This is a genomic window from Aeromicrobium sp. (assembly GCF_025965075.1).
Lineage (GTDB): Bacteria > Actinomycetota > Actinomycetes > Propionibacteriales > Nocardioidaceae > Aeromicrobium.
Genome location: NZ_JAOPXQ010000047.1, coordinates 1 through 26,983, shown reverse-complemented (window position 1 = coordinate 26,983; position 26,983 = coordinate 1). Strand labels below are relative to the sequence as shown.

At 71.4% G+C, this 26,983-nt stretch carries 27 protein-coding genes and 1 tRNA gene; 14 read left to right on the top strand and 14 right to left on the bottom strand.

The window, feature by feature from the left end; translation table 11 throughout:
- Window positions 1-54 precede the first annotated feature (54 nt).
- A complete protein-coding gene (gene mscL / locus JWQ91_RS03165; RefSeq protein WP_297780719.1) occupies window positions 55-468 on the top strand; it encodes a large conductance mechanosensitive channel protein MscL in 414 nt (137 codons plus the stop codon).
- On the opposite strand, the gene JWQ91_RS03160 is transcribed toward mscL, so the two are convergent.
- From JWQ91_RS03160 to JWQ91_RS03145, 4 genes are all read right to left on the bottom strand, one after another.
- Complete coding sequence (locus tag JWQ91_RS03160) at window positions 465-641, bottom strand: hypothetical protein (protein WP_297780717.1); 177 nt, start codon at window positions 639-641, stop codon at window positions 465-467. The genes mscL and JWQ91_RS03160 overlap by 4 nt on opposite strands.
- Window positions 622-1,524 (bottom strand): NAD-dependent epimerase/dehydratase family protein, encoded by a 903-nt coding sequence (locus tag JWQ91_RS03155; protein WP_297780715.1) that lies wholly within the window; start codon window positions 1,522-1,524, stop codon window positions 622-624. The genes JWQ91_RS03160 and JWQ91_RS03155 overlap by 20 nt, the downstream gene beginning before the upstream one ends.
- A 138-nt stretch (window positions 1,525-1,662) precedes the next feature.
- Window positions 1,663-2,442: an HAD-IIA family hydrolase gene (locus JWQ91_RS03150; protein WP_297780712.1), complete on the bottom strand. Its 780-nt coding sequence runs from the start codon at window positions 2,440-2,442 to the stop codon at window positions 1,663-1,665.
- 21 nt (window positions 2,443-2,463) lie between these two features.
- Window positions 2,464-3,402, bottom strand: coding sequence for a PHB depolymerase family esterase (locus JWQ91_RS03145; RefSeq protein WP_297780710.1), 939 nt, complete (start codon window positions 3,400-3,402; stop codon window positions 2,464-2,466).
- Window positions 3,403-3,494: 92 nt separating this feature from the next.
- Here JWQ91_RS03145 and JWQ91_RS03140 point away from each other — a divergent pair.
- The 4 genes from JWQ91_RS03140 (at window position 3,495) to JWQ91_RS03125 (ending at window position 5,466) form a co-directional block, all read left to right on the top strand.
- Window positions 3,495-3,568, top strand: a tRNA-Arg gene (locus JWQ91_RS03140).
- Between the two features lie 69 nt (window positions 3,569-3,637).
- Window positions 3,638-4,288 (top strand): hypothetical protein, encoded by a 651-nt coding sequence (locus JWQ91_RS03135; protein ID WP_297780707.1) that lies wholly within the window; start codon window positions 3,638-3,640, stop codon window positions 4,286-4,288.
- Complete coding sequence (locus JWQ91_RS03130) at window positions 4,285-4,782, top strand: RDD family protein (protein WP_297780703.1); 498 nt, start codon at window positions 4,285-4,287, stop codon at window positions 4,780-4,782. The genes JWQ91_RS03135 and JWQ91_RS03130 overlap by 4 nt, the downstream gene beginning before the upstream one ends.
- Window positions 4,783-4,881: 99 nt before the next feature.
- Window positions 4,882-5,466: a DUF1269 domain-containing protein gene (locus JWQ91_RS03125; protein ID WP_297780701.1), complete on the top strand. Its 585-nt coding sequence runs from the start codon at window positions 4,882-4,884 to the stop codon at window positions 5,464-5,466.
- A 15-nt stretch (window positions 5,467-5,481) separates the two neighbouring features.
- On the opposite strand, the gene JWQ91_RS03120 is transcribed toward JWQ91_RS03125, so the two are convergent.
- The gene (locus JWQ91_RS03120) at window positions 5,482-6,651 is read right to left on the bottom strand and encodes a GAF domain-containing SpoIIE family protein phosphatase (RefSeq protein WP_297780698.1); all 1,170 of its coding nucleotides are present in this window, start codon (window positions 6,649-6,651) and stop codon (window positions 5,482-5,484) included.
- A 105-nt stretch (window positions 6,652-6,756) separates the two neighbouring features.
- Between JWQ91_RS03120 and JWQ91_RS03115 the strand changes: the two genes are divergently transcribed.
- Complete coding sequence (locus JWQ91_RS03115; protein ID WP_297780695.1) at window positions 6,757-7,752, top strand: DNA topoisomerase IB; 996 nt, start codon at window positions 6,757-6,759, stop codon at window positions 7,750-7,752.
- 3 nt (window positions 7,753-7,755) lie between these two features.
- Here the strand turns inward: JWQ91_RS03115 and JWQ91_RS03110 are convergent, their stop codons facing one another.
- The 3 genes from JWQ91_RS03110 to JWQ91_RS03100 form a co-directional block, all read right to left on the bottom strand.
- Window positions 7,756-9,096 carry an NAD(P)/FAD-dependent oxidoreductase gene (locus JWQ91_RS03110; RefSeq protein ID WP_297780692.1) on the bottom strand — a complete coding sequence of 447 codons (1,341 nt, stop codon included), beginning with the start codon at window positions 9,094-9,096 and terminating at the stop codon, window positions 7,756-7,758.
- Window positions 9,097-9,141: 45 nt separating this feature from the next.
- On the bottom strand, window positions 9,142-10,335 hold the full coding sequence (locus JWQ91_RS03105) for a S8 family serine peptidase (RefSeq protein ID WP_297780690.1): 1,194 nt from the start codon (window positions 10,333-10,335) through the stop codon (window positions 9,142-9,144).
- 119 nt (window positions 10,336-10,454) lie between these two features.
- Window positions 10,455-10,916, bottom strand: a complete 462-nt coding sequence (locus JWQ91_RS03100; RefSeq protein WP_297780689.1) for a PGPGW domain-containing protein — start codon at window positions 10,914-10,916, stop codon at window positions 10,455-10,457.
- 67 nt (window positions 10,917-10,983) lie between these two features.
- On the opposite strand from JWQ91_RS03100, the gene JWQ91_RS03095 reads away from it, so the two are divergent.
- Both JWQ91_RS03095 and JWQ91_RS03090 read left to right on the top strand, forming a co-directional pair.
- Window positions 10,984-12,312, top strand: a complete 1,329-nt coding sequence (locus tag JWQ91_RS03095; RefSeq protein ID WP_297780687.1) for a cyclopropane-fatty-acyl-phospholipid synthase family protein — start codon at window positions 10,984-10,986, stop codon at window positions 12,310-12,312.
- The gene (locus JWQ91_RS03090; protein ID WP_297780685.1) at window positions 12,309-13,112 is read left to right on the top strand and encodes a DUF1295 domain-containing protein; all 804 of its coding nucleotides are present in this window, start codon (window positions 12,309-12,311) and stop codon (window positions 13,110-13,112) included. The genes JWQ91_RS03095 and JWQ91_RS03090 overlap by 4 nt, the downstream gene beginning before the upstream one ends.
- 35 nt (window positions 13,113-13,147) lie before the next feature.
- Here the strand turns inward: JWQ91_RS03090 and JWQ91_RS03085 are convergent, their stop codons facing one another.
- Window positions 13,148-13,837, bottom strand: coding sequence for a metal-dependent transcriptional regulator (locus JWQ91_RS03085; protein WP_297780683.1), 690 nt, complete (start codon window positions 13,835-13,837; stop codon window positions 13,148-13,150).
- Window positions 13,838-13,892: 55 nt separating this feature from the next.
- Between JWQ91_RS03085 and JWQ91_RS03080 the strand changes: the two genes are divergently transcribed.
- The 3 genes from JWQ91_RS03080 to JWQ91_RS03070 are packed head-to-tail and all read left to right on the top strand — an operon-like array spanning window position 13,893 to window position 17,568.
- Window positions 13,893-15,239 (top strand): deoxyribodipyrimidine photo-lyase, encoded by a 1,347-nt coding sequence (locus JWQ91_RS03080; RefSeq protein ID WP_297780681.1) that lies wholly within the window; start codon window positions 13,893-13,895, stop codon window positions 15,237-15,239.
- A 16-nt stretch (window positions 15,240-15,255) separates the two neighbouring features.
- A complete protein-coding gene (locus JWQ91_RS03075) occupies window positions 15,256-15,963 on the top strand; it encodes a hypothetical protein (protein ID WP_297780678.1) in 708 nt (235 codons plus the stop codon).
- A gap of 24 nt (window positions 15,964-15,987) precedes the next feature.
- Window positions 15,988-17,568, top strand: a complete 1,581-nt coding sequence (locus JWQ91_RS03070) for an MFS transporter (protein WP_297780675.1) — start codon at window positions 15,988-15,990, stop codon at window positions 17,566-17,568.
- A 2-nt stretch (window positions 17,569-17,570) separates the two neighbouring features.
- On the opposite strand, the gene JWQ91_RS03065 is transcribed toward JWQ91_RS03070, so the two are convergent.
- Together JWQ91_RS03065 and pdxH are read right to left on the bottom strand one after the other, a co-directional pair.
- Window positions 17,571-18,245, bottom strand: coding sequence for a DedA family protein (locus JWQ91_RS03065; RefSeq protein ID WP_297780672.1), 675 nt, complete (start codon window positions 18,243-18,245; stop codon window positions 17,571-17,573).
- A 94-nt stretch (window positions 18,246-18,339) separates the two neighbouring features.
- Window positions 18,340-18,984, bottom strand: coding sequence for a pyridoxamine 5'-phosphate oxidase (pdxH, locus tag JWQ91_RS03060; protein WP_297780669.1), 645 nt, complete (start codon window positions 18,982-18,984; stop codon window positions 18,340-18,342).
- A gap of 36 nt (window positions 18,985-19,020) precedes the next feature.
- On the opposite strand from pdxH, the gene JWQ91_RS03055 reads away from it, so the two are divergent.
- From JWQ91_RS03055 to JWQ91_RS03045, 3 genes are all read left to right on the top strand, one after another.
- A complete protein-coding gene (locus tag JWQ91_RS03055) occupies window positions 19,021-20,127 on the top strand; it encodes a citrate synthase 2 (protein WP_297780667.1) in 1,107 nt (368 codons plus the stop codon).
- Between the two features lie 27 nt (window positions 20,128-20,154).
- Window positions 20,155-22,239 (top strand): acyltransferase family protein, encoded by a 2,085-nt coding sequence (locus JWQ91_RS03050; protein ID WP_297780664.1) that lies wholly within the window; start codon window positions 20,155-20,157, stop codon window positions 22,237-22,239.
- Between the two features lie 377 nt (window positions 22,240-22,616).
- On the top strand, window positions 22,617-23,261 hold the full coding sequence (locus JWQ91_RS03045) for an NAD(P)-binding domain-containing protein (protein WP_297780662.1): 645 nt from the start codon (window positions 22,617-22,619) through the stop codon (window positions 23,259-23,261).
- Window positions 23,262-23,277: 16 nt separating this feature from the next.
- On the opposite strand, the gene JWQ91_RS03040 is transcribed toward JWQ91_RS03045, so the two are convergent.
- The 3 genes from JWQ91_RS03040 to scpA form a co-directional block, all read right to left on the bottom strand.
- Window positions 23,278-24,069: a transglutaminase family protein gene (locus JWQ91_RS03040; protein WP_297780659.1), complete on the bottom strand. Its 792-nt coding sequence runs from the start codon at window positions 24,067-24,069 to the stop codon at window positions 23,278-23,280.
- A gap of 245 nt (window positions 24,070-24,314) precedes the next feature.
- A complete protein-coding gene (meaB, locus tag JWQ91_RS03035; protein WP_297780656.1) occupies window positions 24,315-25,286 on the bottom strand; it encodes a methylmalonyl Co-A mutase-associated GTPase MeaB in 972 nt (323 codons plus the stop codon).
- Window positions 25,286-26,983 (bottom strand): methylmalonyl-CoA mutase (gene scpA, locus JWQ91_RS03030; RefSeq protein WP_297780653.1); only part of this gene is annotated, 1,698 nt, incomplete at its 5' end. The genes meaB and scpA, both read right to left, overlap by 1 nt.

Sequence of the window (26,983 nt, the reverse complement as noted above, 5' to 3'; positions counted from 1 at the left end):
TTGTCACCACTACTGTCGAGCGGTCAGCACTTCCCACACCCCCAGGGGGACAGCATGGTCAAAGGCTTCAAGGACTTCTTGATGCGCGGCAACGTGATCGACCTCGCCGTCGGCATCGCGATCGGCGTCGCGTTCACGACGCTCGTCGGCGCATTCGGAACGTACTTCGTCAACCCGATCATCGCGGTCGCCGGAGGTGACAAGGCCCAGGGCTTCGGCTTCAACATCACCGACAGCGATGCGACCTTCGTCAACATCGGCGGGCTGATCAACGCCCTGATCGTCTTCGTCGTCACGATGGCGGTCATCTACTTCGCGATCGTCGTGCCGGTACAGAAGCTGCAGGCCATGCGCAAGCCCGGACCCGGTGTCGACGAGCCAGAGGCCGTTCCGGAGGACATCGCGCTGCTGCGCGAGATCCGCGACTCCCTGGCGACCCGCCCGGAGGCACGACGCAGCTCCAGCTAGCCGTGGTGGGGCGGGACATCGCGGAGGTAGTCCTCGTCGCGCGATGTCCCGCCCAACTCGCTCCAGCCCTCGTCGGTCTCGTCGGACGTCGTGCTGGGCATCAGGTCACCCAGCAGCTCGGCCGCGCGGCGGCGGCGCTCCCGCTCCGCGGGATCAGGCCGGGACGAGGGCATCGAACCACTCCCGCCTCAGTGTCGCGTGCACCGGCTGCCAGCCCGTCCGGTCGCTGAACAGCTGGGAGCTGACCCGCTGTGACCGGGTGAGGATCTCGAGCTTCTCGGCCCCGAGGCGCAGGATCCAGCCCGGCAGGAAGTGTCCGGCCTCCCGGCCCGCGGCCCGTGCAATCATGTCGACGTAGTCGCGGCGCTGGACCGGCTCGGCGCCGACGTTGTAGACCCCGCCGGGTGCCGTGAGGGCGTGGACGACGGCGGTGCCGACGTCCTCGGGGTGGATGACGTGCATCCACGACTCCTCGGGCCCCAGGCCGATCGACCGGCCCGCCGCCGCCCGGCGAAACAGCCAGGCGGTGTTGGCGTCGTCGCCGGTGATGAGGCCGAAGCGCAGGCTGACCGCCGTGCCGCCGTCGACCGCGAACCTGTTGACGTTGTCCTCGGCGACGACGACCGGCTCCGTGGCGCGGGTGACGTCGACGGGGCTGTGCTCGTCGATCCAGCCGTCCCCGTGGTCGGCGTAGATGAAGCTCAGGCTCTGCTGGACGATCCGCTCGACCCCCGCGCGGTGGGCGGCGTCGGCGACGATCCGGGACCCGTTGAGACGGATGCGGTCGATCGCCTTGAGCGATCCGGGCCGCAGGGCGGCCGTGCCGACGGGGACCTTGGTGGCGAGGTTGGCGACGGCGTCGCACCCCTGCATCCCCGCGGTCAGGTTGGGCCGGTCGTACAGGTCGCCGGGCCACGGCTGCGCGCCCATGGCCGCGACCAGCTCGGCGGTCCCCGAGGACCGCGTCAGTCCGACCACGTCGTGGCCGGCTCGGTGCAGGGCTTCGATGGACGATCGGCCCATCACTCCACTCGCACCCGTGAGGAAGACCTTCACGTTTCACTCCCTGGTGGGTTCCCCCGGCAGCTTCTGCCGGAGCTCCTCCGTCGGGACCGGTGGATCCTCTCGGAGATTACGAAACGATAACAAACTTACCCGGGTGGATATTACCCATGGGTAACTCCTGGGTGTGGATCAGCCGCCGATCAAGGGCACGATGTCCGCGATCGAGGTGTAGACCTCGGTCGGCCGGTAGGAGAAACGCTCGACCGCGTCGCGGTGGGTCGAGCCGGTCAGCACCAGGAACGTCCGCAGGCCCGCCTCGAGCCCCGACAGCACGTCGGTGTCCATCCGGTCGCCGATCATGACGGTCGTCTCGGAGTGTCCCTCGATCTGGTTGAGGGCGCTGCGCATCATGAGCGGGTTGGGCTTGCCGACGAAGTAGGGCTCAACTCCCGTGGCCTTCGTGATGAGGGCGGCGACCGACCCCGTCGCGGGCAGGGAGCCGGCCGGGGACGGCCCCGTCGCGTCCGGGTTGGTCGCGATGAAGCGCGCGCCCTTCTCGATCAGCTGGATCGCCCGGGTGATCGCCTCGAAGGAGTAGGTGCGGGTCTCCCCCAGGACGACGTAGTCGGGGTCCTGGCTCGTCATGATGTAGCCGACGTTGTGCAGCGCCGTCGTCATCCCCGCCTCCCCGATGACGTACGCCGTGCCCCCGGGGCGCTGCTCGCTGAGGAAGCGGGCCGTCGCGAGCGCGGAGGTCCAGATCGCCGACTCGGGCAGGTCGATCCCCGCGCTGCGCAGGCGCGCGCAGAGGTCGCGGGGCGTGAAGATCGAGTTGTTCGTCAGGACCAGGAAGCTGCGCCCGGTCTCCTGCAGACGGGCGATGAACTCCGCGGCGCCCGGGATCGCCTTCTCCTCGTGGACGAGGACGCCGTCCATGTCGGTGAGCCAGGTCTCGATGGGCTTGGTCATGGTCGGGCTTCCGTCATGCCGCTATTGTCCACCAGCGGGATGCCGATCGAAGAACTCCCAGATCAGCCGGGTCGCGTCGACCGGGCTGTCCTCGGTCCGCGACGTCCGTCCGGGCGACATCGGACCGCCGCCGGGCCAGCCGTGCACGCCGTCCACGATCGCGTAGATGTCGACTGCCGTCGCGTCGCGGCACGACGTCCACGAGTAGTGCCGGAGGTCGTCCGAGGCGGTGGTCGTCGCGCCGGACGCCGGGCAGCCGTCGTGCGACGCCCACATCGACATCGTGTCGTTGACGGCGGGGAGTTGGCCGACCACGGTCGTGGCGCCCTCGTACGGCACGGTCCGGTCCTTCATCCCGTGGAAGTACACGATCGACGCCGGCGGCGCACTGGCGCAGTCCGGCGTGAAGTAGGGCCCGGACACGGCGGCGTATGCCGCGAAGTCCGTCGACCCGTCGCACGCCAACGCCAGGGTCAGCGCCGAGCCGTTGGAGAAGCCCGCGGCGTACGTGCGTGACGAGTCGATGCAGCCGTCGCGCCTGAGCTCCTTGACCAGGGTCCGGACGAAGGCGAGGTCGGAGGTCGGCTCGGTCATCGGGGAGCGGAAGTCCCAGTGCGAGACCTTGCCGCTGCCCAGCGGCGCGACGAGGATCGCGGTGCGCTCGTCGGCGGCCTGCGCCATGCCGGTCGTGCGGACGACGGCCCGAGGGTCGCCGCCCAGCCCGTGGAACAGCATCACCAGGGGTGTGCGCGCCGTCGGGTCGTAACCGGGCGGGACGTGCTGGACGTACGTGCGGGTGACCCCGCCGACGACGACCGTCCGCGTCGTCGTCCCGACGTCCAGGGGACGCCCCGTGGAGCACCGGTCGGGTGCTGTCCGCTCGGGCTCGGAGGACGCGCACGCCCCGAGTCCCGCGATCACCATCGCCACGACCACGGCGCCGGCCAGGAGCCGCCTCAACGCTCGATTCCCGGTCGCGGGGAGCGGCGGATGAGTGCTGACACAAGGGCGATCGTATGTCGTCAACCTGAGAGTCGATAACCTGTGCACGCGCCCTCGTAGCTCAGTCGGATAGAGCGACCGCCTCCTAAGCGGTAGGCCACAGGTTCGATTCCTGTCGAGGGCACCCCCGCAGCGCCCCATGTCATCCGACGTGGGTGAAGCGAGCCTGGTCGCACCGGGGCAGCCTGAGACGGTGACACACCTCGCCGAGGTCCCACGGGAGTTGGAGGTGCTTGGGGCGCGCTCCGACGCCGAGCTCGTGGTCGACGTGGCGGTGGGGATCGTCAGCACCACCGTCGGCGCCGGCATGAGGGTGGTGCGGGCCACCTCCGGGCTGCCGGTCCTCCGCTCGTGGGCCCTGTGGCACCCGCCGCTCGTTCCTGCTCGCTGGCAACCGGCCGCTGTCCTCGACGAGGTTGCTCGGCGCGGCGCCCGACACCGGGCACGGGCGGCACACGACGTCGAGCGATGGCTTGACCAGTGGGCGCCGGTCATCGTCGAGACGGTGGTCTCCCGGCTCGACCTGACCGGGATCGTGACTCGCCATGTCGACCTCGACGCGGTCGTCGAGGACGTCGACGTCGACGCGATCGCGGACCGGTTGGACATCGGTGCGGTGATCGACCGGGTCGACCTCGTGGCCGTGGTGGAGGAGGTGATCGCCGCGATCGACCTGCCGGCCATCATCAGGGACTCCACCGGTTCGATGGCGTCGGAGACCGTGCGGGGCGCCCGCATGACCGGCATCTCCGCTGACGACGCCATCAGCCGGACGCTGGAGCGGCACTTCCTCCGCCGCCGGCGCCCGAGGGCCCCGGACGGGCCGGGGGCCGACGCACCGTGAACGAACCAGACCTGTCGATCATCCCGCTCGAGGCTCGCTCGCACCAGGGGACAGCTGCCGGGGTCGTCACGCGGCTTGCGGCGAGCAGCATCGACGGTCTCGCGGTCGGCGCGGTGCTGATCGGGTCGTACGCCGGCTACGCCGCGTTCCTCTTCGTCGTCGACCCGCGCCGCTTCGAGTTCCCCGACCTGGCCCTCGTCCTGGACGTCGCCGTCTACCTCACCGTCCTCGTGCTGTACCTCGCTGCCGCGTGGTCGATCGGGGGCCGCACCTTCGGTGACCACGTCATGGGGGTCCGCGTGGTCACCCTGGCGAGGGGTCCGTTGGGTCCTGCCCGGGCGTTGGCTCGCGCCGCGCTGTGCGCCGTCTTCCCGATGGGACTGCTGTGGTGTGCCGTGAACCCTCGACGCCGCTCGGTCCAGGACCTGCTGCTGCGCACGATGGTCGTCTACGACTGGCTTCCGCGACGCAGCGGGAGCGGTCAGCGCTCGTGACTCCCGGATCTCACCCGCTGTGAAGGAGGTCGGCGTGCGGACTCCGCCCTAGGTTCTTGAACCCATACAGGCGTGACAGGCCAAGACAAGGAGTGAACGATGTCAGAGTCAGAGAACACGGGCCCGACGAGGTCCGACGACCCCGTGGTCGCCGGCGTCACCGACGGGGCGTACTCGCTCATGGTGGCCGACTTCCCGGACACCCAGTCCGCGTGGGTTGCCTACGAGGAGCTGAAGGCCGCCGAGGACGGAGCCACGGTCGCCATCGAGGGCGTCGTCGTGGTGAAACGCAGTGACGACGGAAAGCTGGAGATCCAGAAGGCCACGGACCACAGCACCCGCTCGGGGCTCAAGTGGGGCGTCGTCGGTGGCATCGCCCTCGGTGTCATCTTCCCGCCCTCGATCCTGGGCAGTGCAGCCGCCGTGGGCGCCGCCGGCGCAGCGACGGGCAAGGTGCGGGAGCGGCACCACCGAAGCGAGCTGGCCGATGAGCTGAAGGACTCCGTCGCACCGGGTCACTCCGGAATCGTCGCCCTCGTCTCCGATCCCGGCGAGGTCAAGATCCGGCAGGCCCTGACCCACGCGGAAGCCGTCGTCGACCATGCGATCGACGACGCGGCCGCTGCGGACATCAAGGCCGCTGCCAAGAAGGCCTCCGAGGAGGATTCGTCCGCCCGGAAGTGACAGCGCCAGCGTCGATCAGGTCGTCTTGATCACCAGCAGCGCGACATCGTCCTCGATGACGTCCTGGGCCACGAGGGCCGCGATGACCGAGCGCACGTTGTCCTCGGCGGCGACATCCGCGCTCAGCGCGCCACGGAGGCGCTCCAGCCCGCGCTCGAGGGGATCGGTCCCCGGCTCGCTGCTGCGGCGCTCCACCAGCCCGTCGGTGTAGAGGCACATGAGCGATCCCGGCACGAGCTCGACGACCGTCGTGGTCCGTCGGGTGTCGGGCCTGACCCCCAGCATGACCTCCGACGTGACCTGTCCGACGTCGTCGGCGTCCTGGCCCACCACGACGGGAGGCCAGTGCCCGGCCGAGCTGAACCGGAACGTCCGGAAGGGCGCCTCGGCGACGCCGTAGATGACGGTGGCCAGCGCCGCCGTCTCGAAGTGGCTGATCTTGCGGTCCAGCCGGGTCAGCACCTCGGCCGGGTCGTCGTGGTCGAGCGCGTACGCCCGCAGGGCGCTGCGGATCCGGCCCATGATGACCGCGGCGTGCAGCCCGTGCCCCACGACATCGCCCATCACGACGCCGAGCCGGCCGTCGGGGAGGGTGAACACGTCGTACCAGTCGCCGCCGAGGTCACCCTCCGCCGGGAGATACCTCGCCGCGATGTCCAGGCCGGGGACCGTGACCGGGGTGCTGGGCAGCAGGCTCCGCTGCAGCACCATCGCGGCCTGGTGCTCGAGGTCGCGGGTCTGGGCGCGGATCGCCGAGGCGAGCTGGCGGGCGGCGCTGGTCAGCATCGTGACGTCCTCGGCGCCGTAGCGCCGTTCGGCCCGGGACCCCACGTGAAGCACCCCGATCAGCTCGTCGTCGACGACGAGGGGCACGCCCAGCAGGGACTCCACGCCGTGCGACCGCAGGACGGGGTTGAGGACGTTGTCCGGGGTGACGTGCTCGAGCACGACAGGTTCGCGCAGCAGGGCGACCCGTCCGGCGAAGCCCTCACCGAGCGGGACACGGGTCGCCAGGCGCGGCGTCCGGTCGAGCCCGACCGACAGGTACGGGTCGAGCGCGGTCAGGCTGGCGTCCAGGAGCAGGATCGTCGCGGTGTCGGCGCCGAGCAGCGCCCTCGTCTCGGCCAGCATCGACTCGATCGCGGCCGCTTCGTGCGGCTCGACCGGCTGGTCGGCGATCGTCATCACGATGGTCCGGCGGCGTCATCGTGTGCGGTCACCACCGCACCCTATCGGTGTCGTGGCCGCTGACGTGCGGGGTCACGCGCGCTCACCTAGCGTGATCTCACCATGGTGCGCCTCCGCAGAACCTCCCCCAGCACGCCGGGCTGGTCCCGTGTCCCACGCGGCCGCGGCTTCAGCTATGTCGACGAGGACGGTCGACCGCTGGAGCCCGAGCAGGTCGAGCGGTGCAAGCTCCTCGTGATCCCGCCGGCGTGGAAGGCGGTGTGGATCTGCCCGGTCGACAACGGTCACCTGCAGGCCGTCGGCACGGACGACGCAGGCCGGCGGCAGTACCTCTACCACCCCGACTGGCGGCTGCGCCGCGACCGCGAGAAGTTCGAGCGGATGGAGGGCTTCGCCGCGTCCCTGCTGAAGCAGCGTCCCCAGTCGCGACGTGACCTGTCCGGCGACGCGCTGACGCTCGAGCGGGTCGCAGCGACGGCGTTCAGCCTGCTCGACCTCGGCATGTTCCGCATCGGCTCGGAGCGGTATGTCGAGGAGAACGGCAGCTACGGGCTCACGACGCTGGAGAGGACCCACGTCCACGGCTCGGGTCGCGGCATGACGTTCGCCTATCCGGCCAAGTCCGGGCAGGAGGTCGAGGTCACGGTCCGCGACGAGCGGGTCCGGGTCGTGCTGGAGTCGCTGCGCCGGCGCCGCGGCGGCGGGGACCGGCTGCTGGCCTACAAGTCCGGGCGGGCGTGGCGCACCCTCGACGCCGAGGACGTCAATGCGTACGTCAAGGACCTGCTCGGGGAGGACTACACGGCCAAGGACTTCCGCACCTGGCGTGGCACGTCGATCGCGGCACTGGCCCTCGCGGGCGCCGACGGCTCCACCCCGGTCCGTCGCAAGAAGTCCGTCGCGGCCGTCATGCGCGAGGTCGCCGACCACCTCGGCAACACACCCGCCGTGGCCCGGTCGTCCTATGTCGACCCGCGGGTCGTGGACCTGTTCGACGACGGGGTCACTGTGGGCCGGGACCACCGGCGGGTCGCCCCCGGCGCGACGATCAGCCGGGCCCTCGAGCGGGACGTCCTGAAGATGCTGAAGCGGGCCTGACGGTCACAGCGCGGATTCGATCGCCCGCCAGAACGTCGGGTAGGCGTAGATCGTGTTGCGGAGCGTCGCGACCGGGATCTCGGCGCGGACCGCGAACGCCAGCGCCGCCAGGGTCTCCCCGCCGGCCGGCCCCGCACTGGTCGCGCCGACGATGACACCGCGGTCGTCGTCGATCACGATCTTGATCAGGCCCTCGTTGCCGGCGGCGTGGATCCAGCCGCGGCTCGACTCCGGGATCGGCGCGAGACCGACCCGGACGTTGATGCCGCGGTCGCGGGCCTGCGCCTCCGAGAGTCCCACCCCGCCGATCTCGGGATCGGTGAACGTCACCCGCGGGAAGCTCGTGTCGTACGGCTCGAGGTCCTCGCCCAGGATCGCTCGCGCGGCCCGCTCGGACTGGTACATCGAGACGTGGGTGAACGCGCCGCGGCCCGTGATGTCGCCGATCGCCCACAGCCCGTCGGTGACCTGCATCGCGTCGTCGACCGTCAGGAACCGGTCCACCTCGACCCCGACGGTGTCGAGGCCGACGTCGTCGAGCCGCGACCGGCGGCCGGCGGCGACGAGCAGGCGCTCGGCCTCGTACGTCACGTCGCCCGACGTCACGTGGAAGACCGAGCCGTCGTGCGCCACGGCGTCGATCGGGATGCCGGCGTGCACGCCGATGCCCTCTGCCTCGAAGACCGTGCCGATCAGCTCGGACGACTCCGGCTCCTCGACCGCGAGGATGCGCGGCGCGACCTCGAGCACCGTGACCTCGGTGCCGAAGCGCGCGAACGCCTGGGCCAGCTCGAGCCCGATCGCGCCGCCACCGATGACGATCATCGTGGCGGGGGCGGTCTCGGCCTTCAGGATGTCGCGGTTGGTCCAGTAGGGGGTGTCGGCCAGGCCGGGGATGGGTGGCACCGAGGGAGTGGTCCCGGTGTTGAGGACGACCCCCTTCGACGCCGTGATCGTGTCGTCGCCGACCACGACGGTGCGGGCGCCGGCGAGGCGGCCCCGGCCGCGGACCAGGCGGGCCCCGGCCGCGGTGACGCGGTCGGCGGCAACCTGGTCGTCCCAGTCGTCGGTCGCCTCCTCGCGGATGCGGCGGGCGACGACAGCGAAGTCCGGCTCGACCGTCGCGGTGCCGGCGAGCCCGTCGACCCGACGCGCCTCGGCCAGTGCGTTGGCCGCGCGGATGATCATCTTGGACGGGATGCAGCCCCAGTAGGGACATTCGCCGCCGACCAGCTCGGCCTCGACGGCGACGACGTCGAGCCCCGCCTTGGCGAGGCGGGCGACCAGCGCCTCCCCGCCCGGTCCCAGTCCCACCACGACGACGTCACACGAGAGATCACCCATGTCCCCATCCTGCTACCCGGCAGGCGGTGGGACCACCGCAGCGGGTCAACGGCCGCGGAGCATCCGCCGCGGGTTGATGATCCCGGTCCCCGTGCTCCGGTCCCGGCCGGCGGCGCCGACGTCGTCGGCCGAGCCCTGGATGATCGAGCCGACCGTCGAGGCCCGCCAGCCCTTGCCCAGCCGCGCGATCAGCAGGGCCGCGCTCGCGGCGACCTGCGGCGACGCCATCGAGGTCCCGGACAGGGAGCAGTACATCGCCGTGGCCGGGCAGCCCAGCCGGGAGTCCGGCCGGGCGATCATCGTCGAGAAGATGTCGCTGCCGGGTGCCGCGACGTCGACCCACGAGCCGCAGCTGGAGTACGACGCGGTGGCCCCGTTGCGGTCGACCGCCGCGACGCCGATGACGTCGGGATAGCTCGCGGGATATGTCGTGGGCGAGCCGAACAGGAAGGCGCAGCCGTCGTTGCCCGCCGCGGCCACGACGACGACGTTCCTGGACACGGCGTACGCGACGGCCTCCCGCGTCGCGGTGTCCGAGCGGGTCGTCCCCAGCGACAGGTTGACGACGTCGGCCCCGTGCTTGACCGCCCAGACGATCCCCCGGGCCACGGCGGCGGTGTCGCCGGACCCGGCGGCGTCGAGCACGCGGACCGGCAGGATGCGGGACGACTTCGCGAGACCGGCGACGCCGCGACCGTTGCCGGCGCGGGCGGCGATGATGCCCGCGACGTGCGTCCCGTGACCGTTCTGGTCGGTCGCGGGGGTGCCCGGGGCGACGAAGTCACGGCCCGCCAGCACCTGCCCGGCGAGGTCGGGGTGGTCCCGCCGGACCCCGGTGTCCACGACCGCGACGACGACTCCCCGGCCGGACGACGTCAGCCAGACCTTCTCGGCCTGGAAGCGCGTCAGTGCGTACTGCTTCGAGCGGTAGGTGTCCTGGCTGGCGGCGATCGTCACGCGCTGCGCCATGTCGACGCCGATCGTCGACGGCCGCGCCAGCGCCGCCTCGATCAACGCCAGCGCACCGCCGGCCGAGGACGCCGTGGCGGTCGTGATCCGCGGGCCGGCGTCGGACCGTGACGTCGTCACGACCTTGAGCGGGAGCCCGGGGGCCGCCGTCGCCAGGATCCTGCGCGCCTCGCCGTCGAGCGGTCCCTCGTCGGCCCCGGCCGCCGGCACGACGCCCAGCAGCAGGGCGAGCACGGCGGCCAGGATCGCGATGGTGCGTCGACGGGCCACACAAGGGACAACGCGGCGGGACCGGGCCGGGTTACGGGCCGCCGTCGTGTCAGGCGTTCTCGGGGCGGGGACCGTGCGTCTGGAGGAACAACACGGGTCCCTCGAGCCGGCTCACCCCGTCACTCCGACTCGTGCGGGTGACGCCACGTGACGACGCTGTAGCCCAGCACGCCCCACGCCGCGAGGGCCGAGGCCCACAGGCCCAGGGCGGTGGCCCAGCCGTGCGCCGGCAGCTGCGGGCCGAAGCCGACGCTGAGGATCTCGAACTCGGGGATCTCGGGGCTGATCCACCAGATGACGCCGAGCACCGCGAGCCACAGGCCGCCGAGGAAGCCGAGCGCGATCCGGGGCCACGTCGCGACGCCGTAGCGGGCCGCCTCGACGGCTCGCCGCTCGAGCGGGTCGAGCAGCTTCTGGGCCCACACGTAGTTGCGGGACAGCAGCGCGACACCGGCCACCACGATGATCATGCCGGGTCCGGGCAGGGGCATCAGGACGATGCCGACAGGGATCAGCGTCCAGCCGAGGATCTCCGATCCTGTGCGCTGGAACCAAACCCTCAACACGGTCCCGACGCTCATGTTCCAAGTCTGCCGCATCCGGCGGATTCGGATGGCGTAACCCTCGACTCCCCGATTGACTTGGCGCATGAACGTCGCCGCCTCCCTGCTGTCGCTCGTCGAGGACTCCCTCGGCCTCACCCTCCCGATCCGCCTGCGGGCCTGGGACGGCAGCGAGGCCGGCGTGCCGGGGGCTCCCGTCGTGGTGATCCGCAGCAAGCGGGCCCTGCGACATGTCATGTGGCAGCCCGGCGAGCTCGGGGTCGCGCGGGCGTACGTCCAGGGCGATCTCGACGTCGAGGGCGACCTCGGTGACGGGCTGCGGGCGATGTGGGACGCCGTGCGCGACGCCCGGGTCGCCGACCCGGCCGCCGGTCGCCCGCGGATCGGTCCCAAGCAGGTCGCCCGGGCTGCGGCGCTCGCGCTGCGCCTCGGGCTCGTCGGCCGGCGCCCGCCCGCCCCCGACGCCGAGTCCAACCTGACCGGCGAGCTGCACAGCAAGGAGCGGGACCAGGCCGCGATCTCGCACCACTACGACCTGTCGAACGACTTCTACGAGCTGATCCTCGACCCCACCATGGCCTACTCGAGCGGGTTCCACGTCACCCCCGGGATGACGCTCGAGGAGGCGCAGACCGCCAAGCTGCACCTGGTGTGCCGCAAGCTCGGCCTGCGGCCGGGGATGAAGATGGTGGACATCGGCTCGGGCTGGGGATCGTTGACCCTGTTCGCCGCCGAGCACTACGGCGTCCACGTCACGGGCGTGACGCTGTCGGTCGAGCAGCGGGACTACGTCCTGGGCAGGGCGGCCGAGCGGGGGCTGGCCGACCGGGTCGACGTGAGCCTGCGCCACTTCCGCGACCTGGAGGCGTCGGGCGTCCACGACGACGACATCGACGCGATCGCCTCGATCGAGATGGGCGAGCACGTCGGCGACGAGGAGTACGTCGTGTTCGTCGACTCGATCCACCGCTACCTCAAGCCGGGCGGCCGAGCCCTGATCCAGCAGATGTCGCGCAGCAACGACGCCCCCGGGGACCGACCCGGCGGCGGGCCGTTCATCGAGACGTACATCGCCCCCGACATGCACATGAAGCCGCTCGCGAAGACGATCGGCCTGATCGCCGCGTCGGGCCTGGAGATCCGTGACGTGCAGGCGATGCGCGAGCACTACCCGCAGACCGTCGCCGGGTGGGCCGAGCGGCTGGAGGACCGCTGGGACGCCGCGGTCAAGCTCATCGGGGAGGAGAACGCACGGGTGTGGCGGCTCTACCTCGCCGGCGGGGCGCTGGCGTTCGAGGAGAATCGCATGGGCGTCGACCAGATCCTCGCGGTCAAGCCCAGCGCCCGCGGCGTGAGCGGGATGCCGTCGTCGCCGCTCGCGTGGCTGCCCGGCACTGACATGATCGACCGATGACCCCCAACGACCTGTCCCAGTCCGGCGCCAGCCTCCTCGGGGGGCTGGGCGTCGTCATCGCCTTCATGGGTGTGGGTCTCGCGATCGCCCAGCGGCAGAAGAAGCTGACCGTCGTCGACACGTTGTGGGGCCTCGGCTTCGTCCTGGTCGCCGCGGAGACGGCCCTGGTGTCCTCGGGTGGGGACGGGGACCCCGCGCTGCGGTGGATCCTGCTGGCGATGGTGGCGGTGTGGGGCGGACGCCTCGCGTGGCACCTGCACCGGCGCAACTCCGGCCAGGCCGAGGACCCGCGCTACGCCGAGCTGGCGGACGCCGACGGTCGACCGTTCGCGCAGGTCGCCCTGATGCGGGTGTTCGTGCCGCAGGGCATCGCGATGTTCCTCGTCGCGACGCCCATCATGGTCGGCGCCAACAACGAAGACATCAGCGTGCCGCTGCTGGTCCTCGGCATCCTGGTCTGGGCGATCGGGTTCTTCTTCGAGTCGGTCGGCGACGCGCAGCTCGCGGCGTTCAAGAAGGACCCCGCCAACAAGGGCAGGCTCATGGACCAGGGGCTGTGGCGCTACACCCGTCACCCCAACTACTTCGGCGACGCGTGCGTGTGGGCCGGCATCTGGATCGTCGTCGCCGGCTCGTGGGCCGGGCTCGCGACGGTCATCAGCCCGATCGCGATGACGATCTTCCTGACCAAGGTCACCGGCGCCTCGCTCAACGAGAAGGGCATGAAGAAGTCCAAGCCCGGCTACGAGGAGTACGTCCGCCGCACCAGCGGCTTCATCCCCCTACCCCCGAGGAAGTGACCCCCCGCCGCCCCCACTGACGCGTGGGTGGGGGGTCAGGCGGTGACGAAGATGTGGGAGGCGGCCTCGGCGTCGATCTCCGCGGTCTCGCCCTGGCGGGCGACGACGACGCCGTCGTGGCCCGTCGACACCAGCACGTCGTTGCCCGGCAGGGCGCCGACACGGCGCAGCACCGACATGACCTCGGTGTCCTTCTGCAGCTCCTCGGCGATGCGCCGGACGACCAGGCGGATCGGCTCGACGGAGCCGGCGACGGCCTTCGTCATGGGCTGCACGCCGGTCAGGAACACGGCCTCGTTGGTGACCTCGCCCAGCTCCTCCAGGCCCGGGATCGGGTTGCCGTAGGGCGACTCGGTCGGGTGCTCGAGCAGCTCGACGAGACGACGCTCGACCTGCTCGGACATGACGTGCTCCCAGCGGCACGCCTCCTCGTGGACGTACTCGATCTCCAGGCCGATGATGTCGATCAGCAGCCGCTCCGCGAGGCGGTGCTTGCGCATCACCCGGGTCGCGAGCTGGCGCCCCTTCTCGGAGAGCTCGAGGTGCCGGTCGCCCTCGACCGCCAGCAGCCCGTCGCGCTCCATGCGGGCGACGGTCTGGCTCACGGTGGGTCCACTCTGGTGAAGGCGCTCGGCGATGCGCGCGCGCAACGGGACGATGCCCTCTTCCTCCAGCTCGTAGACCGTGCGGAGATACATCTCTGTGGTGTCGATCAGGTCGCTCACCCGTCCATTGTTCCATGGCGAGCGGGTTGCCCTGTCACCACCGACAATGGACGTCATGGCGACATCCGTGATGTGGTTCCGCACCGACCTGCGACTGCACGACCAACCGGCGTTGCTGGCGGCGATCGAGGCGGGACCGGGCGGGGTCGTCCCGCTCCTGGTGCTCGACGACACATTCTGGGGACCGGGGGCCAGCGTGCGCCAGGCCTATCTCGTGCAGCTGCTCCACGACTTCTCCGACCGTATCGGCGGCCTGCACGTCGTGCACGGCTCCCCGGCCACCGAGGTCGCGCGGATCGCCCGCGCGGTCGGGGCCGGCTCGGTGCACGTGTCGGCGGACTTCACGCCGTACGGCGCCGAGCGTGACACCGACGTGGAGCGGGCCCTCGCGGAGCACGACATCGCCCTGGTCCGCACGGGTTCGCCGTACGCCGTCGCGCCAGGGCGGGTCACGAAGGGCGACGGGACGGGCTATCGCGTGTTCACCCCGTTCTTCCGCGCCTGGCAGGAGCACGGCTGGCGGGCGCCGGCCCGGACCCCCGACGACGTCCCGTGGCTGCGGCCCGACGGCCGTACGCACCAGATCCCCGATGCCTCTGCACCCCCCGGCGTGACCCTGCCCCCGGTCGGCGAGGCCGCGGCGCTGGAGCGCTGGCGCGCGTTCCTCGACGAGGACGTCGCCGACTACGACGACACCCGCGACCTGCCCGGTCCGGACCGGACGTCGCGCATGTCGGTGCACCTCAAGTGGGGCACGATCCACCCGCGCACGATGCTGGCCGACCTGACCCCGCTGCGCTCTCAGGGCGCCGAGGCGTACGCCCGCGAGCTCGCCTTCCGTGAGTTCTACGCCGACGTCCTGCACCAGCGCCCCGACTCCGCGTTCGGCTACTACAACCCGGCGTTCGAGCGCATGCAGTACGACCAGCCCGGCGAGGAGCTCGAGGCGTGGAAGCAGGGCATGACCGGGATCCCGATCGTCGACGCCGGGATGCGGCAGCTCCTGGCCGAGGGCTGGATGCACAACCGGGTGCGGATGATCGTCGCGAGCTTCCTGGTCAAGGACCTGCACCTGGAGTGGCAGCACGGGGCCCGGCACTTCCTCGACCGGTTGGTCGACGCCGATCTCGCGTCCAACCAGCACGGCTGGCAGTGGGTCGCGGGATCCGGCACGGACGCGTCGCCGTACTTCCGCATCTTCAACCCCATGACGCAGGGCAAGAAGTTCGACCCGGACGGCCAGTACGTCCGCCGCTGGGTCCCCGAGCTCGCCGACGTGCCGAGCCGGTACGTGCAGACCCCGTGGGAGCTGGACGAGCCGCCCGCGGACTACCCGCCCCCGCTGGTCGACCATGCCGAGGAGCGGGCCGAGTCCCTGCGGCGCTACGACGCGATCCGCTGAGGATAGGTTGGGCGTCATGGTGACGATCCCGGGACAGTTCAACGGACCCGACCACTCCGGCAACGGTGGCTACGTCGCCGGGATGCTCGCAGCGGCGCAGGGCGGTCCGGGTCCCGTCACCTCGACGCTGCGGCTGCCACCGCCGCTGGACGTCCCGCTGAGCTGGGAGCACGACGGGGACACCGTCCGGCTCCTCACCCCCGGCGGTGCCGTGGTCGGCGAGGCAGCACCCGGCGGCTTCGCGGGCGAGGCTCCGGCCCGGCCGACGGACGCCGAGGCCCAGGCGGGGCTGGCGGCCTATCCCGGCTTCCACCACCACCCGTTCGACCGGTGCTTCACGTGCGGGACCGCCCGCGAGGAGGGTGACGGGCTGCGCCTGTTCACCGGCCCCGTCGGCGACGGCCGGACCGCCGGCCCGTGGACACCGCACCCGGCCTTCGCCGGACCAGGCGGGCTCCTCGACGTGCCGACGACGTGGGCCGCGCTCGACTGCCCCGGCGGCTGGGCCGCGGACTTCACCCGGCAGACGATGGTGCTGGGTCGGATGACCGCCGAGGTCGTCCGGGCGCCCCGCGCCGACGAGCCGCACGTGTCGGCCGGCGAGCTGACCCGGCACGACGGCCGCAAGTTCATGACCAGCACGGCGCTCTACACGATCGACGGCGAGCTGCTGGGGCGCTCGGAGCAGATCTGGATCGAGGTCGACCCCGCCACATTCGCCTGACCGGCGGGCGTATCTTGTCCTGACGTGGCCCGGCGATCGATCTCCTATCTCCTCGCCGACACCCGGCCCCTGCGCAACCCGCACTTCCGCCGGTTGTGGCTGGCCAACATCGTCACGGTGGTCGGCGCCCAGCTGACCGTCGTCGCGGTCCCGGCCCAGATCTACGCCGACACGGGGTCCTCGGCGTACGTCGGACTGGCCGGCATGTTCGGCCTGGTGCCGCTCGTCGTGTTCGGCCTGTACGGCGGGGCGCTGGCCGACGTGTTCGACCGGCGCACGCTGCTGATCGTCACGACGACCGGCCTCATCGTGACCAGCGGCCTGTTCTGGCTGCAGGCCGCGCTGGGCAACACCAACGTGTGGACGCTGCTGACGCTGTTCGCGGTGCAGCAGGCGTTCTTCGCGGTCAACCAGCCGACGCGCAGCGCGATCCTGCCGAAGCTGATCGACCACACCCTGCTGCCCGCCGCCAACTCGCTGAGCATGACGGTGACGATGGCCGGGGCGATCGCGGGACCGCTGGTCGCCGGCATCCTCATCCCGATCATCGGCTTCGAGTGGATGTACCTGATCGACACGGTCACGCTGTTCGCGACGCTGGGCGCCGTCGTCCGCCTGCCCCGGCTGCCGGTCCTGGACGCCGTGACGGGGACTCCCGGGCTCAAAGCCGTCATCGAGGGATTCACCTACCTGCGCACGCAGCCCGTGCTGATGATGTCGTTCGTCGTCGACCTCATCGCGATGGTCTTCGGCATGCCGCGGGCGCTGTTCCCCGAGATCGCCCATCTCGACTTCGGCGGGCCCGACAACGGTGGCATCGTGTTCGCGCTGCTGTTCGCCGCGATCCCCGCCGGATCGGTCATCGGTGGCGTGTTCAGCGGCTGGGTGTCCCGGGTCGACCGGCAGGGTCGCGCCGTCATCGTCTGCATCGCGCTCTGGGGCGTGTCGATGATCGGCTTCGGCGTCGCGGTGGCCCTCGCGGACCACTGGATGACGACGATGCTGGTCATCGCCCTGCTGATGCTGGTCCTCGGCGGCGCGGCCGACATGGCGTCCGCGGCGTTCCGGACCAGCATGCTGCAGTCGGCGGCCGACGACGCGGTGCGCGGGCGGCTGCAAGGGGTCTTCATCGTCGTGGTGGCCGGCGGCCCCCGGATCGCCGACACGCTGCACGGCGCGACCGCGGCGTCCGTCGGCGCGGCGACCGCCGCAGCCGGTGGCGGGGTGCTGGTCGTGATCGGCGTCGTCGTCGCGGCACTCGCCGTGCCGTCGTTCGTCCGCTACCGGATCACCGCGCCTGAGTGCCATGCTGGGATCGTGACCGGACCGCGACGGGAGCTCAGCATCGAGCAGGTGCAGCGTTGGGTCATGTCGTTCCTGATCCTGGCCGTCGCGTCGTTCCCGCTGGGTGCGCTGACCGCCGTGGCGCACAGCGTCGCCGGTGACGGGCGTCAGGCCGACGCGGTCCTGCTGCTCGTCGTGATGGCGGCGCTGGGCGTGCTGGCGCTGGTCGCGATCCGGCTGGTCCACGGCCTGCCCCCCGTCTCGGCATGGGTCCTGCTGGGCGTCCTGCCGGCCGTCGTGGCCGGCGCGCTGATCCTCTGAGCTCAGTGACGCTCGCCGGCCAGTGCCCCGGAGGTCGGGCGCGGCGGCATGACGCCGGTGGCGAGCTCGAGTGACGCGACGTCCGGTGCGGCGGTCGCAGGGCGCACCCCGACGACGGCCCGGATCAGCAGGACCGGCACGACCACCAGCGCGACGAGCACCACCACGAGCCACCAGGCCCGGCCGAGCCAGTCGCTCGTCACCGCGCTGACCCCCGCGACGACCGACCCCCCTCCGACGTACGCGCCCGACCAGAGCGCCGAGCCGGCCAGGGAGGCGGTCGCGAACCGGCGGTACTCCAGCCCCGACGCCCCGGCCGCCGCCGGCGTCAGGGTCCGCACGATCGGCACGAGCCGGGTCATGAGCACCGCGGCCCCGCCGCGGCGTCGGAGCAGGTCGGTCGCCCGGTCGTAGTGGTGCCGACCCAGACGGCGTACGGCCCGGGTCTCGCGGAGCGAGTCGCCGTAACGACGGCCCAGGAAGTAGCCCACGTGATCGCCCAGGCTCGCGCCGACCATGACGGCCAGGCCGAGCGCGATCATCTCCGGCGTCGAGCGCATCGTCGCGGCGAGCACCACCACCGCAGTCTCACCGGGCAGGACCATCCCGAGCCCCAGCCCCGACTCCGCGAAGGCCAGGCAGAAGCCGAGCGCCAGGGTCCAGACGATTGCTGTCATGCCCCTCACGCTGCGGGGGCGAGGCGTCCCGCTTCGGGCCGCCCGGTGGACGGGACGTGAACGCTGCCCGTCAGCACCCGCGAGCGGGCCGTGGCTACGGGGCGAGTCGCTCCCGCGACCAGCCGCCGCCCTGCCGGACGTAGCGGAGCCGGTCGTGCAGGCGGTTGACCCGGCCCTGCCAGAACTCGACCGACTCGATCGCGATCCGGTAGCCGCCCCAGGCCGCCGGCCGGTCGACGTCGCGGCCGGCGTACGCCTCCTCGACCTCCCGGAAGTCCCGCTCCAGGTCCCGCCGGCCCGCGACGGGACGCGACTGCGGCGACGCCACGGCACCGATCCGCGAGCCACGCGGGCGGGACGCGAAGTAGGCGTCGGACTCCGCCGCGTCGAGCCGCGCCACGGCACCCTCGACCCGGACCTGTCGCTGCAGCGGGTGCCACAGCATCGTCGCCGCGGCCCACGGGTTGGCGGCCAGCTCGCGGCCCTTGCGGGAGTCGTAGTTGGTGTAGAACGTCATCCCCCGCGCGTCGAGGCCCTTGAGCAGGACGACCCGCACCGACGGCCGTCCCTCGGGGGTCGCCGTCGCGAGCGCCATCGCATTGGGCTCGTGCACGTGGGCGTCCACCGCGTCGTCCAGCCACCGCGCGAACAGGGCCAGCGGATCGTCTCCGGCGGCCGTCTCGTCGAGGCCCTCACGGGCGTACTCCTCGCGCATCCGGGCCAGATCCGGGGTCTCCATGTGCCTACCGTAGTGGCGCAGGGCAGAATGCAGCGTATGACTGAAGTGCACCACGGACTGGAAGGCGTCATCGCGTTCGAGAGCGAGATCGCCGAACCCGACAAGGAAGGCTCTGCGCTTCGCTATCGCGGCGTCGACATCGACGACCTCGTCGGGCGTGTTCCCTTCGAGAAGATCTGGGGCCTGCTGGTCGACGGGACGTACGAGCCCGGCCTCCCGCCCGCCGAGCCGTTCCCGATCCCCGTACACTCCGGCGACATCCGCGCCGACGTGCAGAGCGCCATCGCGCTGACCGCCCCCGCCTGGGGCATGAAGCAGCTCTACGACATCGACGACGTCCAGGCACGTGAGGACCTTGCCCGCACCGCGGTCATGGTCCTCTCCTACGTCGCCCAGGCCGCGCGTGGCGTGGGCCAGCCGATGGTGCCGCAGGCGCAGATCGACAAGTGCTCGACGATCACGGAGCGGTTCCTGACGCGCTGGCGCGGCGAGGTCAACCCCAACCACGTCAAGGCCATCGACGCCTACTGGGTCTCCGCGGCCGAGCACGGCATGAATGCCTCGACGTTCACCGCCCGGGTCATCGCCTCGACCGGCGCCGACGCCGCCGCTGCGCTCTCCGGAGCCGTCGGCGCGATGTCCGGCCCGCTGCACGGTGGCGCCCCGGCCCGCGTGCTGTCGATGATCGAGGCCGTCGAGAAGTCCGGCGACGCCACGGCGTACGTCAAGGAGCAGCTCGACAGCGGCGAACGCCTCATGGGCTTCGGCCACCGCGTCTACCGCGCGCAGGACCCGCGTGCCCGCACGCTGCGTCGTACGGCGCAGGAGCTCAACGCCCCCCGCGCCGAGGTCGCGATCGCGCTGGAGGAGGCCGCGCTCAAGGAGCTCAAGGAGCGTCGTCCCGACCGCGTGCTCGAGACCAACGTCGAGTTCTGGGCCGCGATCATCCTCGACTACGCCGAGATCCCGCCGCACATGTTCACCGCGATGTTCACCTCCGCCCGCACCGCCGGCTGGAGCGCGCACATCCTGGAGCAGAAGCGCACCGGGCGCCTGATCCGTCCGTCCGCGATCTACACCGGTCCGGCCTCGCGCCGCGCCGACGAGGTCGACGGCTGGAACCCGGACTGGGCCAAGGCCTAGGCCTCGCACCCAACTGAGTTACCGAGGGTGAAGAACGAGCTGCGCCTCGAAGTGCAGGCCCTCCGGGCCGTCGCGGTGCTGATGGTGGTCCTGTACCACCTGTGGCCGGGGCGGCTGCCCGGAGGATACGTCGGCGTCGACGTGTTCTTCGTGATCTCAGGATTCCTGATCACGGCCCACCTGCTGCGCGAGGTCGAGTCGACCGGCCGCGTCCGGTTGGCCCGGTTCTGGGCCCGGCGGGCGCGCCGTCTCCTGCCCGCGGCGTACGTCGTCCTGCTGAGCTCGGCGATCGCGGTGTACGTCTGGGTCCCGCAGATCGCGTGGGCGCAGAACTTCCGGGAGATCGTCGGCTCGGCGCTCTACGCGCAGAACTGGGTGCTGGCGTCCGACGCCGTCGACTACCTGGCCTCGGACAACGCGCCGAGCGTCGCCCAGCACTTCTGGACGCTGTCGGTCGAGGAGCAGTTCTACCTCTTCTGGCCGGTGCTGGTGGTCGCGGCGGTCGCCCTCGCCGGACTGACCTCCCGGATCTCCAGCCGCCGGGCGCTGACCCTCGTCCTGGGGGGCGTGACGCTCGCCAGCCTGGCGTACTCGCTGTACCTCACGGACCACAACCCCGCAGCCGCCTACTTCGTGACGCCGACGCGCGCGTGGGAGTTCGGCGCCGGCGCGCTCCTCGCCCTCTGGACGACCCGGCGTGCGCCGGGGACGCGCGGAGCCCGCCGCGAGCCGGGGACCTCGATGGCCTTGGTGTCGTGGGGCGGGCTGCTCGCGCTGGCATGGTGCGCGTTCGCCTTCTCCTCGTCGACCGCATTTCCCGGCGTCGCCGCGCTGCTGCCGGTCGCGGCGGCCATGGCCGTCATCGTGGCCGGTACGCCCAGCGGCCCCGTGTCCCCCGCCCCCCTGATCCGGCTGCGCCCCGTGCAGGTGCTGGGCGACATCTCGTACTCGATGTACCTGTGGCACTGGGCACCCATCGTCGTCCTCCCGTTCGTGCTGGGCCACGAGCTCGGGCTGTGGTCACGGATCGGCATCCTGGCCGGCACGATCGCCCTCTCCGTGCTGACGAAGCGCTACGTCGAGGACCCGGTCCGTGTCGCCGGCTCCTTCGGCCTGCGGCGCAGCGGCGTCACGTTCGCGCTCGCCGGTGTCGCGGCCACGGCTCTCGTGACCACGAGCCTGGTCGGGTCCTCGATCGCCGGGGCCGCCGCCGACCGGGCCGAGGCGGTCACCAAGAGGCTCAACGCCAACCAGCCCGCCTGCTTCGGCGCCGCGGCGATGGACCCCGACCATCCGTGCACCAACCCCGACCTGGTCGGCACCCTGGTGCCGGCACCCGAGGCCGCGGGACGGGAGGAGGACGACGCCTACCCCGGGTGCTTCGCCGGCCCGGGCACGCCCGACCTCAGCACCGACTGCTCGTTCGGCGACGTCAGCGACACGTCCCTGCCGCACGTCGTCCTGGTCGGCGACTCGCACCTGCGCTCGTACCTGCCGATCTTCGTAGAGCTGGCCAAGAACCGACAGATCACCCTGACGGCGCAGCTCAAGAGCAGCTGCGCCTGGACCTCGATCCCCCTGGAGGACGAGGACACGCTGCGGGTCGAGAGCTGCACGACCTGGCGGCACAAGCTCGCCCGGTGGCTCGAGGCGCAGGCGCCGTCGATCGACCTCGTCGTCACCACCGGGCGGGCGAAGTACCAGAGCGGGAGCCACGCCGCCCGGGTCAAGGCCTTCTCCGCCACGTGGAGCTCGATGGGCCGGAAGGGGATCCCGGTGCTCGCGCTGCGCGACAACCCCGACCCGGGGCGCGACCCCAACACGTGCCTCGCGCAGACGCGGCCCATCACGCCCGACAGCTGCTCGTTCACCCGCGCGCACGGTCTCCGGTTCGACGACGCGATGCCCGACGCGGCCCGCGTGACCGACAACGGCGCGAGCATCGACCTGACCGACTTCTACTGTCGCGGCGGCACCTGTCCGGCCGTGATCGGCGGGGTCAACGTCTATCGCGACACGTCGCACCCCACGTTCACCTTCATGCGGACCCTCGCGCCGTACCTGTACCAGCGGATGGTCGCCCTCGACCTGCTGGAACCCCGCACCGGCTGAGGCGGACCGGCCCGCGCCGCCGCGTGCGCCGCGGTCCGCTTCGTCCTCGACCGGCACTGCGCCACCAGGGCGGCCGAGCTGGCGCATCGGCGGCTGGGACACCCTCACGACGGGACCGTCGACGTACGCCCGGCTCGACGTCCGGTAACCCCTCCTGTTCCCAGGAAAAAGAGGAGGCCGGCCATCCCCCCGAGACGGCCGGCCCACAACGCTCGCGCGTCAGTGCATCTGTGAAAGACAGTAACCAATAACTGCCGACAAGTGCAGTCTTGACATTTGCTCGACACATAGTTATTTGGGACTAGATGTCCATGGTCCCACCGAGGCAGGCCATCCCCGAGGAGGAATATGCCGCGACGCCGGGCGTTGAGGACTGCATGACCCACACCATCGGACTCATCGGCGCCGGCCACATCGGCAGCCAGATCGCCCGCGCCGCCGTCGCGGCCGGCCACGACGTCGTCATCAGCAACTCACGCGGACCCGAGACCTTGCAGGACCTGGCCGCCGAGCTGGGCCCGTCGGCCCGCGCCGCGACCCCCGCCGAGGCCGCCGCAGCCGCCGATCTCGCGGTGGTCACGATCCCCCTCAAGGCGATCGACTCGGTCCCGGTCGAGCCGCTGGCCGGCACGACGGTCATCGACACCAACAACTACTACCCGCAGCGCGACGGCCACGTCGACTCACTCGACGACGAGTCCACGACGAGCTCGGAGCTGCTGCAGGCCCACCTGCCGGGGTCGCACGTCGTCAAGGCGTTCAACCACATCGGTTCCGCGCACATCACCGAGCACGCGCAGCCGACCGGATCCGCCGGTCGTCGCGCCCTGAGCATCGCCGGTGACGATGCGGCCGCGAAGGCGGCGGTCGCGGCATTCATCGACGAGATCGGCTTCGACGTCGTGGACCTCGGCCCGCTGGCCGAGGGCTGGCGCATCCAGCCCGACACCCCGGGCTACGGACCTCGGCTGACGTCGGCCGAGCTGCGCGAGGCGACCGACGCCGCCCGGCGTCGGGGCTGAGTCCGACGCCGGCGGGTCAGCGCAGCGAGACGAGCTCGGTCAGGTCGTCGCCCGGCAGCGCGTCGACGACGGCCGTCACGGCCATCCACCGCAGGTCGACGGCGGCACCGTGCTGCGACAGGAACGCCGTCTCGGAGGCGTCCTGCCCCGTCGCGATCCGCACCAGGCTGCTGCGGGGCGCCAGCGCGGTCGCGTCGACGACCCGCCAGGACCCCTCGACGTACGCCTCCGCGACGGCGTGGAAGTCCATCGGAAAGAGGCCCGGGGCGTAGACCGAGGCGAGGCGGGCCGGGACGTCGAGCGAGCGCAGCAGCGCCACGACGAGGTGCGCGTAGTCGCGGCAGACCCCCTTGCGCGCCAGCATCGTCGCAACGGCACCGTCGGTCGGCTGGCTGGCCCCTGGGACGTACGTCAGCTTGTCCCCCACCCACGAGCTCACGGCGTCGAGGAGCTCCTTGCCGTGGACCCCGGCGAACTCCGACTGCGCGGTCGCGAAGAGCGTGTCGGACTCGCAGTAGCGGCTCGGCCGGCGGTACTCGATGATGTCGAGCTGCTCGATCGGGGCGGGCTCGGCCTGCCCCGTGATCTCCGCGGAGTAGTCGATCACCATGGGCCCGACCGGTCCGGTCAGCCGGTGCAGGCGAGTGCCGTGGCGACCCACGATCTCCTGCGCCTCGAGCCTCGTCCCGCCGGAGGTGATCTCGAGCTTCTCGCTCACGCCCTCGCGCTCGGCGACCGCGATCGAGAAGATCAGGTCGGCCTCGCCGTGGAGGTGGAGCTGGAGGTGGGCCGAGACGGTTCGCTTCACTTCCCGATCCTGTCACAGCGGGACGGATCGCCCCAGCCGAGCGGGTGTGACGCTGACCGGTCCCCTACTGTCACGGCGTCGGACTGCTGCTGGCCGGGTGCGGGAAGGTGCACCGCGGATCACGCAGTAGCGCGAGTGGCGCAGACCATCCCGCGAGTGGCGCAGAAGTGGACGACACGCCGTCCCAAGAACTGCACTTTCCGCCACTCGCGGATCGCTTTCCGCCACTCGCGGATCGCGGGGGGTCAGGAGTCGTAGGCGGCGAGGATCTGGTCGGCGGCGGTGGCGGCCGGCATCTCGCCCGACAGCACGGCCTCGCGGATCTCGGCCCGGACGGCGGCGACGCTGGGATCGCTGCGCAGCCGCTGGTCGAGCTCGTCGCGGACCAGCGCCCAGGTGAAGTCGAGCTGCTGCTGGGCCCGCTTCTCGCGCAGCCCGCGGGTGCCGAGGAACTCGCGGTGCCGGATGATCCGGCTCCACACCGTGTCGATCCCGGTGCCGTCGAGCGCCGAGCAGGTCAGCACCGGCGGGACCCAGCCCTGCGTGCCGGCGTGCACGAGCCGCAGCGCGCCGGCGAGATCCTTGGCCGTCACCTCGGCCTCCTGGGCCCGGTCGCCGTCGGCCTTGTTGACCGCGACGACGTCGGCGATCTCCAGGATGCCCTTCTTGATGCCCTGGAGCTGGTCACCCGTGCGGGCGATGGTCAAAAACAGGAACGTGTCGACCATCCCCGCGACCGTGATCTCGGACTGCCCCACACCGACGGTCTCGACGAGAATCACGTCGTAGCCGGCCGCCTCGAGGATCGTCATGGCCTGGCTCGTGGCGCGGGCGACCCCGCCGAGCGTTCCGGCGCTGGGCGAGGGCCGGATGTACGCGTCGGGGCTGACCGCGAGCGTCGACATACGAGTCTTGTCGCCGAGGACCGAGCCTCCCGTGCGTACGCTGGACGGGTCGACCGCGAGCACACCGACCCGGTGGCCCTCCTCGATCAGGTGGCTGCCCAGGGCCTCGATGAACGTCGACTTGCCGACTCCCGGGACACCCGAGATCCCGACCCGGATGGCTCCCCCGGCCTCGGGGGTCAGGATCCCGAGCAGCTCGCGCGCCTCGGCCCGGTGGTCGGCCCGGCTCGACTCGACCAGCGTGATGGCCCGCGAGATCGCGGCCCGCTTGCCCACCCGGACGTCGTCGGACAGGTCAGAGACGTCGACCATCAGCCGGCGGACGCCGTGCGCAGCTTGTCCAGGAGGTCCAGCGCCGAGTCGGCGATGACGGTGCCGGGCGGGAAGACCGCGGCGGCGCCCATCTCGAGCAGCGTCGGCACGTCGTCGGGCGGGATGACCCCGCCGATGACGACCATGATGTCGGGACGTCCCAGCTCGGCCAGCGACGCCTTGAGCGCCGGCAGCAGCGTGAGGTGGCCCGCCGCGAGGCTCGAGACGCCGACGATGTGCACGTCGGCGTCGATCGCCTGCTGGGCGACCTCCTCGGGCGTCGAGAACAGCGGGCCGACGTCGACGTCGAAGCCCATGTCGGCGAACGCCGTCACGATGACCTTCTGGCCGCGGTCGTGCCCGTCCTGGCCCATCTTGGCGACCAGGATGCGCGGGCGGCGGCCCTCGGCCTTCTCGAACTCCTCGGTCGCCGCGATGACCTGGGCGACGTTGCCGGCCTGTCCGGCCTCGGTGCGGTACACACCTGAGATCGTACGGATGACGGCCTGGTGGCGCCCGTAGACCTTCTCCAGCGCGTCGGAGATCTCGCCGACCGTGGCCTTGGCACGCGCGGCGTTGACCGCCAGGGTCAGCAGGTTGTCGTCCAGCGAGCCGTCGCTGGCGGAGCCACGCTCGGCGCTCCTGGTCAGGGCGGCGAGGGCGGCGTCGACGTCGTCCTGGTTGCGCTCGGCGCGCAGCCGCTCGAGCTTGGCGATCTGCGAGGCGTACACCGCCTTGTTGTCGACCTTGAGCACGTCGAGCGGGTCCTCGTCGGGCAGCCGGTAGGTGTTGACGCCGATGACGGCCTGCGTGCCGGCGTCGATCCGGGCCTGCGTGCGGGCCGCCGCCTCCTCGATGCGCATCTTGGGGATGCCGGCCTCGATGGCCTTGGACATGCCGCCGGCCTTCTCGACCTCCTGGATGTGGGCCCAGGCCCGGTTGGCGAGGTCGTGGGTCAGCTTCTCGACGTAGTAGGAGCCGCCCCACGGATCGATGATGTCGGTCGTGCCGGTCTCCTGCTGCAGCAGCAGCTGGGTGTTGCGGGCGATGCGGGCGCTGAAGTCGGTCGGCAGCGCGATGGCCTCGTCGAGGGCGTTGGTGTGCAGCGACTGGGTGTGCCCCTGCGTCGCCGCCATCGCCTCGATCGCGGTGCGGCCGACGTTGTTGTAGACGTCCTGCGCCGTCAGCGACCAGCCCGAGGTCTGGCTGTGGGTGCGCAGGCTCAGCGACTTGGGGTTCTGGGGCTTGAAGTCGGCGACGAGCTGGGCCCACAGCGCGCGGGCGGCACGGAGCTTCGCGACCTCCATGTAGAAGTTCATCCCGATGGCCCAGAAGAAGCTCAGTCGCGGCGCGAACGCGTCGATGTCCAGGCCCACGTCCAGGCCCGCGCGGATGTACTCGACGCCGTCGGCCAGCGTGTAGGCGAGCTCGAGGTCGTTCGTCGCCCCGGCCTCCTGGATGTGGTAGCCGGAGATCGAGATCGAGTTGAACCGGGGCATCTTCTGCGCGGTGTACGCGAAGATGTCCGAGATGATCCGCATCGACGGTGCCGGCGGGTAGATGTAGGTGGTGCGGACCATGAACTCCTTGAGGATGTCGTTCTGGATGGTCCCGGAGAGCTTCTCGGGCGGCACGCCCTGCTCCTCCGCCGCGACGATGTACAGCGCGAGCACCGGCAGGACGGCGCCGTTCATCGT

Excerpts from the sequence above, each read along its gene's own strand:
- mscL (WP_297780719.1), top strand. The coding sequence starts at position 55 with ATGGTCAAAGGCTTCAAGGACTTCTTGATGCGCGGCAACGTGATCGAC.
- JWQ91_RS03160 (WP_297780717.1), bottom strand. The coding sequence starts at position 641 with ATGCCCTCGTCCCGGCCTGATCCCGCGGAGCGGGAGCGCCGCCGCCGC.
- JWQ91_RS03150 (WP_297780712.1), bottom strand. The coding sequence starts at position 2,442 with ATGACCAAGCCCATCGAGACCTGGCTCACCGACATGGACGGCGTCCTC.
- JWQ91_RS03125 (WP_297780701.1), top strand. The coding sequence starts at position 4,882 with ATGTCAGAGTCAGAGAACACGGGCCCGACGAGGTCCGACGACCCCGTG.
- JWQ91_RS03120 (WP_297780698.1), bottom strand. The coding sequence starts at position 6,651 with ATGACGATCGCCGACCAGCCGGTCGAGCCGCACGAAGCGGCCGCGATC.
- JWQ91_RS03115 (WP_297780695.1), top strand. The coding sequence starts at position 6,757 with ATGGTGCGCCTCCGCAGAACCTCCCCCAGCACGCCGGGCTGGTCCCGT.
- JWQ91_RS03110 (WP_297780692.1), bottom strand. The coding sequence starts at position 9,096 with ATGGGTGATCTCTCGTGTGACGTCGTCGTGGTGGGACTGGGACCGGGC.
- JWQ91_RS03100 (WP_297780689.1), bottom strand. The coding sequence starts at position 10,916 with ATGAGCGTCGGGACCGTGTTGAGGGTTTGGTTCCAGCGCACAGGATCG.
- JWQ91_RS03095 (WP_297780687.1), top strand. The coding sequence starts at position 10,984 with ATGAACGTCGCCGCCTCCCTGCTGTCGCTCGTCGAGGACTCCCTCGGC.
- JWQ91_RS03090 (WP_297780685.1), top strand. The coding sequence starts at position 12,309 with ATGACCCCCAACGACCTGTCCCAGTCCGGCGCCAGCCTCCTCGGGGGG.
- JWQ91_RS03080 (WP_297780681.1), top strand. The coding sequence starts at position 13,893 with ATGGCGACATCCGTGATGTGGTTCCGCACCGACCTGCGACTGCACGAC.
- JWQ91_RS03075 (WP_297780678.1), top strand. The coding sequence starts at position 15,256 with ATGGTGACGATCCCGGGACAGTTCAACGGACCCGACCACTCCGGCAAC.
- JWQ91_RS03065 (WP_297780672.1), bottom strand. The coding sequence starts at position 18,245 with ATGACAGCAATCGTCTGGACCCTGGCGCTCGGCTTCTGCCTGGCCTTC.
- pdxH (WP_297780669.1), bottom strand. The coding sequence starts at position 18,984 with ATGGAGACCCCGGATCTGGCCCGGATGCGCGAGGAGTACGCCCGTGAG.
- JWQ91_RS03055 (WP_297780667.1), top strand. The coding sequence starts at position 19,021 with ATGACTGAAGTGCACCACGGACTGGAAGGCGTCATCGCGTTCGAGAGC.
- JWQ91_RS03045 (WP_297780662.1), top strand. The coding sequence starts at position 22,617 with ATGACCCACACCATCGGACTCATCGGCGCCGGCCACATCGGCAGCCAG.
- meaB (WP_297780656.1), bottom strand. The coding sequence starts at position 25,286 with ATGGTCGACGTCTCTGACCTGTCCGACGACGTCCGGGTGGGCAAGCGG.